Annotated in this window: 13 protein-coding genes; 12 read left to right on the forward strand and 1 reads right to left on the reverse strand. The window is 44.2% G+C overall.

Annotated features, from left to right (window positions below):
- Window positions 1–72: 72 nt before the first annotated feature.
- Genes ACW6PM_RS10190 through aroB form a run of 4 tightly spaced genes read left to right on the forward strand, consistent with a single transcriptional unit; the run spans window position 73 to window position 4,116 of the window.
- The gene (locus tag ACW6PM_RS10190; RefSeq protein ID WP_308650705.1) at window positions 73–1,587 is read left to right on the forward strand and encodes an ABC transporter substrate-binding protein/permease; all 1,515 of its coding nucleotides are present in this window, start codon (window positions 73–75) and stop codon (window positions 1,585–1,587) included.
- A complete protein-coding gene (locus ACW6PM_RS10195) occupies window positions 1,577–2,317 on the forward strand; it encodes an amino acid ABC transporter ATP-binding protein (protein WP_456057094.1) in 741 nt (246 codons plus the stop codon). The genes ACW6PM_RS10190 and ACW6PM_RS10195 overlap by 11 nt, the downstream gene beginning before the upstream one ends.
- A 12-nt stretch (window positions 2,318–2,329) precedes the next feature.
- A complete protein-coding gene (locus tag ACW6PM_RS10200) occupies window positions 2,330–2,956 on the forward strand; it encodes a ribonuclease H1 domain-containing protein (protein WP_456057095.1) in 627 nt (208 codons plus the stop codon).
- A 47-nt stretch (window positions 2,957–3,003) separates the two neighbouring features.
- Window positions 3,004–4,116: a 3-dehydroquinate synthase gene (gene aroB, locus ACW6PM_RS10205; protein WP_308668700.1), complete on the forward strand. Its 1,113-nt coding sequence runs from the start codon at window positions 3,004–3,006 to the stop codon at window positions 4,114–4,116.
- 1 nt (window position 4,117) lies between these two features.
- Here the strand turns inward: aroB and ACW6PM_RS10210 are convergent, their stop codons facing one another.
- Window positions 4,118–5,368, reverse strand: coding sequence for a tRNA(Met) cytidine acetate ligase (locus tag ACW6PM_RS10210; protein ID WP_456057096.1), 1,251 nt, complete (start codon window positions 5,366–5,368; stop codon window positions 4,118–4,120).
- Window positions 5,369–5,505: 137 nt separating this feature from the next.
- Here ACW6PM_RS10210 and ACW6PM_RS10215 point away from each other — a divergent pair, with 137 nt between their 5' ends.
- The 8 genes from ACW6PM_RS10215 (at window position 5,506) to smc (ending at window position 13,648) form a co-directional block, all read left to right on the forward strand.
- Window positions 5,506–6,699 (forward strand): acetate kinase, encoded by a 1,194-nt coding sequence (locus tag ACW6PM_RS10215; protein WP_012742347.1) that lies wholly within the window; start codon window positions 5,506–5,508, stop codon window positions 6,697–6,699.
- A gap of 72 nt (window positions 6,700–6,771) precedes the next feature.
- A complete protein-coding gene (locus ACW6PM_RS10220) occupies window positions 6,772–7,293 on the forward strand; it encodes a YceD family protein (protein ID WP_456057097.1) in 522 nt (173 codons plus the stop codon).
- A gap of 4 nt (window positions 7,294–7,297) precedes the next feature.
- Window positions 7,298–7,477 (forward strand): 50S ribosomal protein L32, encoded by a 180-nt coding sequence (gene rpmF, locus ACW6PM_RS10225; RefSeq protein WP_012742349.1) that lies wholly within the window; start codon window positions 7,298–7,300, stop codon window positions 7,475–7,477.
- Between the two features lie 177 nt (window positions 7,478–7,654).
- The gene (locus ACW6PM_RS10230) at window positions 7,655–7,882 is read left to right on the forward strand and encodes a Lar family restriction alleviation protein (RefSeq protein ID WP_055163752.1); all 228 of its coding nucleotides are present in this window, start codon (window positions 7,655–7,657) and stop codon (window positions 7,880–7,882) included.
- Between the two features lie 109 nt (window positions 7,883–7,991).
- Window positions 7,992–9,008 carry a phosphate acyltransferase PlsX gene (gene plsX, locus ACW6PM_RS10235; RefSeq protein WP_308668676.1) on the forward strand — a complete coding sequence of 339 codons (1,017 nt, stop codon included), beginning with the start codon at window positions 7,992–7,994 and terminating at the stop codon, window positions 9,006–9,008.
- Between the two features lie 55 nt (window positions 9,009–9,063).
- Window positions 9,064–9,300 carry an acyl carrier protein gene (acpP, locus tag ACW6PM_RS10240; RefSeq protein ID WP_012742352.1) on the forward strand — a complete coding sequence of 79 codons (237 nt, stop codon included), beginning with the start codon at window positions 9,064–9,066 and terminating at the stop codon, window positions 9,298–9,300.
- 94 nt (window positions 9,301–9,394) lie between these two features.
- Window positions 9,395–10,078: a ribonuclease III gene (gene rnc / locus ACW6PM_RS10245; RefSeq protein WP_456057098.1), complete on the forward strand. Its 684-nt coding sequence runs from the start codon at window positions 9,395–9,397 to the stop codon at window positions 10,076–10,078.
- Between the two features lie 9 nt (window positions 10,079–10,087).
- Window positions 10,088–13,648, forward strand: a complete 3,561-nt coding sequence (smc, locus tag ACW6PM_RS10250) for a chromosome segregation protein SMC (RefSeq protein WP_456057099.1) — start codon at window positions 10,088–10,090, stop codon at window positions 13,646–13,648.
- Window positions 13,649–13,657 lie beyond the last annotated feature (9 nt).

The following is a 13,657-nucleotide window of genomic DNA, read 5'->3' on the forward strand; positions in this document are numbered from 1 at the left end:
TCAGGCTCTTTTTTTTTATAAACTAATATGATATAATCTTGAATAAATATTTATACAGAAATGAGGAATAATATGAAATCCATTAAGAAAAAACCGATTATGATTTTGCTTATGGCAGCATTAATGGCTACATTCATCGTAGGCTTATGCGCATGTGGCAAAAACGACAGCAAAAAGGTAACCTGTGTGGACGATCTGGAGGGTGCCAAAATAGGTGTACAGCTCGGAACCACAGGAGATATCTACGTATCTGATTATGAGAACGACGGATCAGGCACCAAGGTAGAGAGATACAACAAGGGTGCAGATGCAGTCCAGGCATTAAAGGTCGGCAAGATTGACTGCGTGGTCATTGACGAGCAGCCGGCACTTGCCTTTGTAAAGGAAAACAAAGGTCTTAAGATACTGGATGAGGAATTTACAAATGAGGACTATGCATTCTGCCTGAAAAAAGGAAATACAGAGCTTTGCGACAAGGTAAATACCGCGCTTGAAAAGCTGCAGCAGGATGGAACAGTCCAGAGTATTATCGACAACTATATCGGCTCAGAGGATCAGGTGGGAAAGACTCCGTACGTGAAGAAGGACGTTGACAGATCAAACGGTACTCTTAAGGTAGGAACCAATGCAGAGTTCCCACCATATGAGTACTATGAGGATAACAAGGTTACAGGAATCGATATGGATATCATGCAGGCCATCGCTGATGAGCTTGGTATGGATATGCAGGTAGAGGATATGCAGTTTGACTCAATTATTGCCGCTGTATCATCAGGCAAGGTGGATGTTGGAGCAGCAGGCTTTACAGTGACAGAGGACAGACAGAAAAATGTTGATTTTACCGATACATATATCACCACAAAGCAGGAGATTATCGTAAAAGACAGCCAATCCGGCTCGTCAATCGGTATAAAGGAAAAGCTCTATGACAACTTTGTCAAGGACAACCGTTACATGTATATCGTAAAGGGACTTGGCAACACAATAGTTATCACAATATTTGCCGTAATGCTTGGTATTGTGCTTGGATTTTTAATTGCGATAGTCAGAACCAACCATGACAGAAACGGCGGTCTTGCCGTATTAAACGGAATTTGCAAGGTATACCTGACCATCATCAGAGGAACGCCTGTCATGATACAGCTTCTTATCATATACTATGTAGTGCTTGCATCTGTGACTAACAAGATACTTGTAGCAGTAATTGCCTTCGGACTCAACTCAGCTGCATATGTGGCAGAGATTGTGCGTTCGGGTATCATGTCTGTAGATATAGGACAGTTTGAAGCAGGACGAAGCTTAGGACTCAACTACAGCCAGACAATGAAGCTTGTTATCATACCGCAGGCAGTCAAAAATATACTTCCGGCGCTGCTTAACGAGTTTATCAGCCTCCTGAAGGAGACATCAATCAGTGGTTATATTGGTATGATGGATCTGACAAAGGGTGGAGATATCATACGAAGCAACACATACGAGGCATTTATACCGCTTATTGCTGTAGCCCTTATTTATCTGGTTATAGTGATGCTTTTAAGCCACGGAGTGAGCAAACTTGAGAGGAGACTGAGAAGCAATGAAAGATAATAACGTGATATTAGAGGTAAAAGACTTGCACAAGAGTTTTGGAGAGCAGGAGATATTAAAGGGCATAAGCACAGAGGTAAACAGAGGTGATGTAATTGCTATCATCGGACCGTCAGGCTGTGGAAAGTCTACGTTTTTACGTTCACTCAATCTGCTCGAGACACCTACATCGGGACAAATCCTCTTTGAAGGAACAGACCTGACAGACAAGTCAACGGACATCAATGTGACCAGACAGAAAATCGGCATGGTTTTCCAGCAGTTTAACCTGTTTGCCAACATGACAATAAAAGCAAATATTATGCTCGCACCGGTGAAACTTGGTGTGATGACAAAGGATGAGGCATCAAAGAAGGCGGATGAGCTTCTCACAAGGATAGGCCTGCTCGATAAGGCAGATGCATATCCGGCACAGCTTTCGGGTGGACAGAAGCAGCGTGTGGCAATTATTCGTTCACTTGCGATGAATCCGGACGTCATACTGTTTGATGAACCGACATCAGCACTTGACCCTGAGATGGTAGGTGAGGTGCTTGCGGTAATGAAGGAGCTTGCAGAGGCAGGCATGACAATGGTGGTTGTGACACACGAGATGGGCTTTGCCAGAGAGGTGGCCAACAGAGTAATGTTCATCAATGAGGGCAACATAGCTGAGGAGGGCACACCGGAGGAAGTATTTGGAGCGCCAAAGAGTGAGAGATTACAGGAATTTTTGTCGAGAGTATTATAGGAGAAATAAAGCATGGCATCAAAATACTATGCGGTAAAAAAGGGAAAGGTCCCCGGGATATATTTGAACTGGAACGATTGCAAGGCGATGGTTGACGGATATCAGGGGGCTGTGTATAAGAGCTTTAAGACTATTGAAGAGGCAGAGAAATTTATTACCGGAGAGAAAATTATTAGCGGTATGAAAGCATCCGGCAAAAATACATCTGAATCAGGTGAAAGATGCAGCACCTATGCGTTCGTCGACGGCTCCTTCAATAAGGCCACACACACCTATGGCTATGGTGGCTTTCTTGTGACAGACAATGAAAAATATGTGCTGCAGGGAGCGGATAACGATGCCGAGATGGCCACAATGCGCAACGTAGCCGGAGAGATAAAGGGTGCGGAGGCTGCGGTAAAAAAGGCTATAGAGCTTGGAATTAAGGAGCTTGTCATATACTATGACTATATGGGCATAGAGATGTGGGCTACAGGAGCCTGGAAGCGTAATAAAGCAGGTACTATAGCGTATCATGACTATATAATGTCTGTTAGGGAGCAGATAAAGCTTACCTTTGTAAAGGTAAAGGGACACTCAGGAGTAGAGGGCAACGAAGAGGCAGATAAGCTTGCGAAGCAGGCTGTTGGGATACTGTAGCAGTTTCCCACAAAAGGAACAAAAATATAGCATAACAGGAGAAAAAAATGAGCATATTCAATGTAGAACTCAAAAAAGTAGTAGATGACACATATGATATTGAGATAGGCTATAACCTCTCAGACACCCTTGTATCCGATCTGGAAAATGGTCTGGCAGGCAAGATAAAGAAATTTGCAGTGATTACAGATACAAATGTGCGTGATCCTTATGCACTTCCAATCTGTGAGAAGATAAAGCATGCAGGATATTCGGTGGATTTGTTTGTTTTCCCGGCAGGGGAGAAGAGCAAGTCGCGTGAGACAAAGGCAAAGATAGAGGATGCCATGCTTAAAAAGGGCTACAGAAGAGACTGCTGTATCATTGCGGTAGGCGGTGGTGTGGTGACTGACCTATCAGGCTTTATTGCAGGAACCTACGGCAGAGGAGTACCGTTTATCAACTATGCAACCACACTTCTTGCAGCGGCAGATGCATCTGTAGGCGGAAAGACAGCCATTGATACACCTCTTGCCACAAATACTATAGGTCTGTTCAATCAGCCGAAAAAGGTATACATTGACATAGCTGCATGGAAGACACTGCCACAGCGCCAGATGGCAAGCGGTATGGCAGAGACCATCAAGCACGCATGCCTGGGCAGTGAGGATATGTTTGAATTTATCGAGGAAAATCTGGACGATATCTATTCATTCAAGAAATTCGCGTGCGAGTACATTGCAGAAAACAACTGCCGTATCAAGTACAATGTGGTCATGAAGGATGAGAGAGAATCAGGACTTCGCGAAACCTTAAATCTGGGACACACAGTAGGACGTGCCATCGAGACAGTCAGTGACTATAAGCTGCTGCACGGAGAAGCACTGTCAATCGGAATGGCAGCACAGGCACTCATGTCAGCCCGCCTTGGCTATATGTCAGAGGAACAGGCAGAGCGCGTGATAAAGCTCTATGAGAGAGCCGGTCTTCCGACACGTATACCTGACTATATAGACAGGGAGGCACTGGTTAAAAAGCTCTACACCGACAAAAAGGTGCGTGATGGAAAGCTGCGCTTCGTGCTTCAAAAGGGCATAGGAGCCACTGTTGAGTTTGCACCGGGAGTGCATGCGAAGCCGATAGAGGAAAGTCTGGCAAGAGAGATTATAATGGAGCTGTAGCTTATATAATTACAACTCCGTGTGTAAACTCATTTTGCTGTGAATGACACAACCTGCCATACAAATCAGCAGCAAAAATATCCTTGGAAATAAGCTCATACGGAGCATCAGCGACTTTTGTAATAAGGGGCGCTGATGCTCTTTTTTTGAGGAGATGCATAAGCTCCTTGGACGATTTTTTAAAACCGAGTATGCGCAGATAAGGATTATCCATACATATATTAAAATCATTATTCTCAATACCAAGTAAAATATGCGTGAGAACCCTTGAAATACGCGTATAAGTCAGATTTTTACTCTTCAGTAAGTTACAAAACTGCGTAAAACTTTTATATTTATAAATATTTTTAACTATCTTTGCAGAAAGCTCCTTTGTGCAGTCAGCATATTGCTCAAATCCTGTATCTTTCTCAGTCAGCAGACTATAATAAAGCATTTCAGAAATATCATCAGGAAACACAATATGACCTCCCAAAATACAATCTACAAGAATATCAACGCAGTCTGATGGCATAAGCTGACTGAGCTTTGCAGAAATCCCGGAATTATCAAGCTGCATATTAGTAATAGTGTTGTGTTTGTTTATATCAATTAAGGTAGAAATCACCCCGCGCACAGCCGTAGCGGAAGAAAACTCACTTGTCGAATCGGTGCTGTGATAGCCTTCCCCGACTCGCTGAATAGGAAATCCTGTAATATCACAGTCCATCAGAGCCTTCTCATACTCAATGGCCAGAATATTATTGGGTGAAGCTATGAAAGCATCTAATTTCTCTGAAGAGCTATCATATTTATCTTGAAAATATTCACATAGCGCTCTGCTCCTGGCAGCAGGAAAGCTCATCCCACCCTGAATCAGCCGGGCAAGCGATGCAGAATATGCAGCAGGAGGATTCTTGAGCACACCCGCCACGAGCTTTGTAAGCTCATGGTCCACAGACTCCACACCATAGCACAGCGTGTCCACAACGCCGGTGTTTTTGAGCACACTGACTCCGCCGCGGGCAAAAAACTCAGCAGACGCCGTGGCAAAGACCGATGGAAGCTCAAGCACCAGGTCGGCGCCGCTCAAAAGCGCCATGCGGGTGCGCTCGTATTTGTCGATGATGGCAGGCTCGCCTCTTTGCACGAAATCACCGCTTATGACCACGACGATATAATCAGCAGATGTCTGCCTTTTAATCTGCTTTAGCTGATATTTATGTCCATTGTGGAAAGGATTGTATTCGGTAATCACACCTGCGACCTTCATATTTTGATGCTCCTTTAATTAAAAATGTATTTTTTAGAGTTCAAAACCATAATACCACAAAAACACCCTTGTCGCATTTGAAAAATAAGTTTATACTAACACTAGTATTGTAATTTTAAACCAAAGGAGACAAAACCATGAATGTATTAGTAATTAATTGTGGTAGTTCATCACTGAAATACCAGCTCATCAATTCAGATTCGGAGGAGGTACTTGCAAAAGGACTCTGCGAGAGAATCGGAATCGATGGCAGACTCGTATATCAGAAAGAGGGTCTTGACAAGGAAATCACAGAGGCACCTATGCCAACACATAAAGAGGCCATCCAGATGGTACTCGATGCACTTGTAAATCCAAAGACAGGCGCAGTAAAATCACTTGCAGAGATTGATGCAGTAGGACATCGTGTAGTGCACGGCGGCGAGAAGTTCTCAGACTCAGTAGTCATCACAGAGGAAGTAATCGCACAGGTAGAGGAGTGCAACGACCTTGCACCTCTTCACAATCCTGCCAACATCATCGGTATCAGAGCATGCCAGGCACTTATGCCAAACGTACCAATGGTAGGAGTATTTGATACAGCCTTCCATCAGACAATGCCTGAGAAAGCATACCTCTACGGCCTTCCATATGAGTACTATGAGAAGTACAAGGTAAGAAGATACGGCTTCCACGGCACAAGCCACAGCTTCGTATCAAAAGAGGCAGCTAGCTACCTTGGAATGGACTTAAATAACTCAAAGATTATCGTAGCACACCTTGGAAACGGAGCTTCAGTCAGCGCAGTATTAAACGGTAAATGCGTAGATACATCAATGGGACTTACACCACTTGAGGGACTCGTAATGGGAACACGTTCAGGTGATATCGACCCATCAATCATGGAGTTTATCGCAAAGAAAGAAAACCTTGATATCGATGGTGTGATGAACGTGCTCAACAAGAAGTCAGGAGTAGCCGGTATGTCAGGCGTATCAAGCGACTTCAGAGACCTTGAGGCAGCCTACAATGAGGGCAACGAGCGTGCCATCGCAGCAGTAGAGGTATTCAGCTACAGAGTAGCAAAATACATCGGAGCATATGCAGCAGCAATGAACGGAGTAGACGCTATCGCATTCACAGCAGGAATCGGTGAGAACACAAGCTTCGTAAGAGAAAAAATCATGGCATACTTAGGCTACCTTGGCATAAAGATTGACCGTGTAACCAACGACAAGACACGCGGTGTAGAGGCACTCATCTCAACAGCAGACTCAAGCGTAAAGGTATGTGTTATCCCTACAAACGAGGAGCTTGCAATCTGCCGTGAGACAGTAAAGCTTGTTGGTTAATAAAAAGTAAAAAGTTGTTGACAAACACTCTGCCAATATGTATAATTGGTTAGGTGTGAATAGGAGAGAACCATGATTGATATATCAACCATTGTAAAATCTATTAATAAAGAGACAACAATTGAGACAGAGCTTGCGCTCACATCATTTGAGTCGCGATTAGGAGATTATCCTATTCTGAAAAAGCAGCCGATATCACTTCATATCTCAAACGTGGAGAATGCAGCAGTGCATATTACCACAACAGTGGATATAGACGTAGCGATACCGTGCAGCCGATGCTTGGAAGAAGTTCCAACAAACATGCATTTTGACATTGACAAGACTCTGAAAATCACAGACGGAGCATTAGTCGATGAAGAGATGGAGGAAACTGACTACCTGATTGGGTTTGAACTCGATGTAGATAAACTTGTCTACGCCGAAATTCTGGTGAACTGGCCAATGAGAGTTCTGTGCAAAGACGATTGCAAAGGTATTTGTAAAGTCTGCGGGATGAACTTGAATAAAGGCACCTGCAGTTGCGATAGTTTTGTACCGGATCCAAGAATGGCAGCGTTCCAGGATATATTTAACAAGTTTAAGGAGGTGTAAACAAATGTCAATTTGTCCAAAGAATAAATCTTCTAAGGGAAGAAGAGATAAGAGAAGAGCAAACTGGAAAATGTCTGCTCCTACTTTAGTAAAATGCAGCAAATGTGGAGAGCTTATGATGCCACACAGAGTTTGCAAGAACTGCGGATCTTACAACAAAAAAGAAATCATTCCTCAGGACTAATACTAAGTAGTATGAGAAATTAAGGGATTGAACGATATCGTTCAATCCCTTTTTTAGTTTTATCCCAATTATATCCCATAATAAAATGAAGGTACTTTTTACTTGTATATAGCCTGCAGGGATGTTATTATACTGAGAGGATATTTAGATATTAAAGAAAGAAGGAAGCAAACTATTATGAATAATATAGACGATTTAGTTGAAATCTATGAGTGCCCACTCTGTGGCGGTGCCGGTATTCTCGAGGAGGATTGCGGCAGCTCATATTATGTGACATGTCTTGAGTGCGGATGCCACTCTGTGAATATTGATTTTAAGTCGGACGAGGACAGACTTGATGCAGCAAAGCGCACTGCTGATTTATGGAACTGTGGCAAGGTTATTTCAATGAGCCCGGGAGAATAATGTAAGCCATATAGTGTAGTGAATTGGTTATTGATTTATACCTATGATTATAGTATATTTGATTTAATCAATTAGTAGTTTGCTTTTTAGCAGGCATAGGGAGGTCACAATGCAAAGTACAACAAGGGTCGCACTCGATGCAATGGGTGGCGACAATGCACCCGCAGAGGTAGTAAAGGGTGCGGTAGATGCGGTTAACAAAAGAAATGATATAAAGATATTTCTTGTAGGACAGAAGATACCGGTAGAGAGGGAGCTTTCTTTGTATACATACCCTAAGGAGCAGATAGAGATAGTAGATGCGCCTGAGGTTATAGAGATGGCAGAGCCGCCGGTTGTGGCAATCAGGCGAAAGAAGCAGTCCTCAATCGTTGTCGGCATGAATATGGTCAAGAATAAAGAGGCTGATGCATTCGTTTCGGCAGGAAGCTCAGGAGCTGTGCTTGTCGGAGGACAGGTCATAGTCGGCAGGATAAAGGGCATACAAAGGCCACCGCTAGCACCGCTTATTCCGACCGAGAAGGGAGTCTCTCTGCTCATAGACTGTGGAGCCAATGTGGATGCGAGAGCAGAGCATCTGGTACAGTTTGCAAAGATGGGCTCTATCTATATGGAGCACGTTGTCGGCATAAAGAATCCAAAGGTTGCACTGGTCAATATCGGTGCAGAGGAGGAGAAGGGCAATGCACTGGTAAAGGAGACCATGCCGCTTCTTCGTGAGTGCACAGATATCAATTTTGTCGGAAGCATTGAGGCCAGGGATATTCCGAAGGGTGATGCTGATGTTATAGTCTGTGAGGCTTTCACAGGCAATGTTATATTAAAGCTCTACGAGGGTCTTAGCTCCACACTTATCGGAGTCATAAAGAAGGGGCTCATGAGCACACTAAAGAGCAAGATAGGAGCTGCACTTGCGCTTCCGGCTCTTAAAAATACGCTCAAGTCATTTGATGCGACTGAGTATGGCGGAGCGCCGCTTTTAGGCCTTAACGGTCTTGTGGTAAAGACACACGGCAGCTCCAAGGCAAAGGAAATCACTAACTCTGTTTTCCAGTGTGTTACATTTAAGGAAAAAGAGATTAATGATAAAATCAAAGAATATATTATTAATAAGCCGGCTGATTAGATGGCAGTAATGCTGTATGATTAGTCACTATAAACAGAAATGAGAGGTATTAAAAATGGAATTTGAGAAGCTTAGAGACATTATTGTCGAGGTACTTAACGTGGATGAGACCGAGGTTACTATGGAGTCAACCTTCATTGATGATCTTGGTGCTGATTCTCTGGATGTATTCCAGATCATCATGGGTATCGAGGAAGAGTTCGATATCGAGATTCCTAATGAGGAAGCAGAGAAAATCGTCACTGTAGGCGATGCTGTTGAGCAGATTAAAAAAGCTGTAAGCGAGCAGTAGTATGTTTTACTAACGAAAAGCCCTTTATCATGAGGGCTTTTCGTTATACTCACGGAATATGCAGAAATGAATAGATATAAAATTAGGAGAAATTATGGCAGATTTAAATGAATTTCAAAGTAAAATAGGCTATACGTTCAAGAACCGACATCTGCTTGAGCAGGCGCTGACACACAGTTCGTATGCCAATGAAAAGCACATGAAAAAGCATTCTGATAACGAGCGTCTGGAGTTTTTGGGGGATGCTGTTTTGGAGATTGTTTCAAGTGAGTTTTTGTTTATCAATTATCCGCAAAAGCCTGAGGGTGAGCTTACCAAGCTGCGCGCAAGCATTGTTTGTGAGCCGACTCTTGCACTTTGTACAAAGCCGCTTGACCTTGGAAAGTACCTGCGTCTTGGCAGGGGCGAGGATCATACAGGCGGCAGAAAGAGAAAGTCGATCCTCTCTGATGCGCTTGAGGCAGTGATCGGAGCAATTTATTTAGATGGTGGTTTTACTAATGCAAAGGAGTTTGTGCTTAAGTTTATCATGACTGATATTGAGAATAAGCAGCTCTTTTATGATAGCAAGACTATCCTTCAGGAGCTCATACAGGGCAAGCATGAGCAGCTTTCCTATGAGCTTATTGATGAGAGCGGTCCGGACCATGACAAGCAGTTTACTGTTGCGGTGCTTGTGGACGGTGAGCGTATCAGTGAGGGAGAGGGCCACACAAAGAAGGCTGCAGAGCAGCAGGCTGCATATCAGGCACTTCTTTTGTACAGAAACAGGGAATAGGAGTTTTTAATGTATTTAAAGAGTTTGGAAGTACAGGGCTTTAAGTCCTTTGCCAACAAAATTGTTTTTGAGTTCCACAACGGCATCACAGGTATTGTCGGGCCAAACGGCAGTGGAAAGAGTAATGTAGCCGATGCGGTCAGATGGGTGCTCGGTGAGCAGAGCGCAAAACAGCTTCGTGGTGCCAGCATGCAGGATGTTATTTTTGCGGGTACAGAGAACAGGAAGCCGCTTGGATATGCGTATGTTGCCATCACTTTGGATAATTCAGACCATTCGCTTGCGATTGATTTCAATGAGGTTACAGTTGCCAGACGTGTTTACCGCTCGGGAGAGAGTGAGTATCTCATCAATGGCAATCCGTGCAGGCTCAAGGAGGTTTCGGAGCTTTTCTATGATACCGGTATCGGTAAAGAGGGCTATTCCATCATTGGTCAGGGCCAGATTGACAGGATTCTAAGTGGAAAGCCGGAGGAGAGACGAGAGCTGTTTGATGAGGCAGCCGGCATTGTAAAGTTTAAAAAGAGAAAGCTTACAGCACAAAAGAAGCTCGATAATGAGCGTGAGAACCTTGTGCGTGTCAATGATATACTGACAGAGCTTGAGAGGCAGGTTGGTCCATTACAGAGACAGTCTGAGAAGGCACATACATATCTCAAAAAGAGAGAAGAGCTAAAGACCTACGATGTCAACATGTTTTTGCTCGAGTCAGCACGCATCGAGACTGAGCTTAAGGCAGCAGATGAGAAATACACTATTGCGGATGATGAGCTAAAGGAAACCAATGCCACCTACGAAAGCATCAAGGCCGAGTATGAGAGGCTTGGAAACGATATGCAGCAGATGGATGAGCACATCGAGTCTCTTCGAGAGAGCATCACAAGCACTTCATCCACCAGGCAGAAGCTAGAGAATCAGATAGAGCTTTTAAAGGAGCAGATACACACGGCTGAAATGACGGATGAGCATCTGCAGTCACAGCTTTTTTCTATCGAAAAGGAAAAGGCTGAGCGTCTTGAAAGCAGGAAAGAGTACGATGACAAAAAGGCCGCACTTGAAGCTGAGATAGAGCAAATGAAGCAGAACGAGCAGTTTGCTATTGATGAGCATGAGGCTGTGCTTGCAGAGGTCAATCGTTGCAATGACGGGCTTGAAAAGGGCAAGAATGAGCTTATTGCCCTGCTTCAGGAGAGAGGTAATATCCAGTCGAGACAGCAGCGCTTTGCTACTATGCTTGAGCAGATTAATATCAGAAAGGCAGAGCTTACAAAGCGTCTTTTAGATAGAAAGACAAGGGAAGCAGGGCTTGATGATATATTGGATGAGGCCAATAAGAAGCTTTCGGCTGTCAATGAAGAGATTGCAGGATTAAAGGAAAAGGAGTCGGCTCTTTTGGCTAAAGCCAAAGAGTGGAGAGATAAGTCCAGGGAGAATGCCCGCCTGATGGAGGAGGCTTCCACAGAGTATCATAAGTCTGTTTCAAGGCTTGAGTCTCTTAAAAATATTGCTGAGCGTTATGACGGCTATGGCAACAGCATCAAGCGTGTCATGGAGCAGAAGGCCAAAAATCCGGGTCTTCTCGGCGTGGTTTCCGATCTTATCCAGGTGGATAAGCGCTATGAGATAGCGATAGAGACAGCCTTAAGCGGTAATATCCAGAATATCGTTACAGAGGATGAGGCCACAGCTAAAAAGATGATCGGTTTTTTGAAGACCAATCATTTTGGACGAGCTACGTTTTTACCTCTTACAAGTGTGCGTGCAAACAGAAATACTAAAAATGAGGCAGCACTCGGCGAAAAGGGTGTGCTTGGCATTGCAAATAAGCTGGTGAAGTGCGACCCGAAGTTTGATGAGGTTGTTGCTTACCTGCTTGGCAGGGTGATTGTGGTGGACACAATTGACAATGCCATTGCGCTTGCGAAGAAGAATCACTATTCACTTCATATCGTTACTGTCGAGGGCGAGTATCTGGCACCGGGAGGCTCTATGTCTGGTGGTGCGTTTAAAAATTCATCCAATCTGCTTGCGAGAAACCGTGAGATTGAGGAGCTTGAAAAGAGAGTTGATCTGACAAAGACAAAGCTTAAAGAGCTTAGAGCCAGAAAGGATGATATCGCGACTGCCATTGCACTTGGCGAGGAGGATATAGCAGCTGCAAAGACACTGCTGCAGGAAAAGTATATTGAGCAGAACACAGCACAGATTTCAGTTGACAGGGCAGACCAGCAGAAGAAGGAGAGTGCGAATGTCTACGAGGATCTGCGCACGGAAAATGCGGAGATTGAAAAACAGCTCGAAGAGATAAATCAGGGAAAGCTGGATATTGCAGCGCAGCTTGAGGCATCAAAGCAGCGTGAAAAACAGCTTGAGAAGGAAAACAGCTCATACAGTGAGATACTTGAAAAGCAGGGAGTCCTTGAGCAGGAGGCTTCACACAAGGCCGCTGCCATTTCACTTGAGCTTGCAAATATTACAAAGACGGCAGAGTTTGCTATAGAAAATATCAATCGTATCAATTCAGAGATAGAGAAATTTGATGAGCAGAAGCAAAGTCTCGTGGAGGGTGCAGCTACTGCAAAGGATGATATTAAAAAGAAGCAGGCTGATATTGATGCAATCACACAGACCATTCTGGCATCAAAGGACAACAATTCAAAGCTTGACGAAGAGCTTAGGGAGAGCCTTGCCAAAAAGGAAAGGATGTCTGAGAATTACAGAGGCTTTTTTGCAAAGCAGGAGGAAGTTTCAAAGAAGCAGGCTGATCTGGATAAGGAGCTTTTCAGACTGAACAGCCAGAGAGAGAAGCTTAAGGAGGCTTCAGAGACGCAGACCAACTACATGTGGGACGAGTATGAGCTTACTCCGCATGCGGCAGCAGAGCTTAGAAATGATGCATACGATGATCTGCCTTCATTAAAGAAGCTGATTGCAGGCATAAAGGATGAAATCAGACGCCTCGGCGATGTAAATGTCAACGCGATTGAGGAGTACAGAGAGATTTCAACACGTTATGAGTTCTTAAAGGGACAGCATGACGACCTTATCGAGGCTGAAAAGACTCTGGTTGGCATCATAGATGAGCTTGACAGTGGCATGAGAAAGCAGTTTACGGAGAAGTTTGCCGAGATTCAGAGAGAGTTTGACAAATCCTTTAAGCAGCTTTTTGGTGGTGGACATGGTTCACTCGAGCTTGTGGAGGATGAGGATATACTTGAGTGCGGTATCAGAATCATCGCACAGCCACCCGGAAAGAAGCTGCAGAATATGATGCAGATGTCCGGTGGAGAAAAGGCGCTTACCGCCATTGCGCTTTTGTTTGCCATTCAGGCACTTAAGCCATCGCCGTTTTGTCTGCTTGATGAGATTGAGGCGGCGCTTGATGACTCAAACGTTTCGCGCTATGCAAATTATCTGAACAAGCTTACAAAGAACACACAGTTTATCGTTATCACACACAGACGTGGTACGATGGCGGCAGCGGACAGACTCTACGGTATCACGATGCAGGAAAAGGGTGTTTCCACACTCGTTTCGGTAAATCTGATAGAGAATGATCTGACACAGTAGAATTTTATT

Source organism: Agathobacter sp., assembly GCF_977054825.1.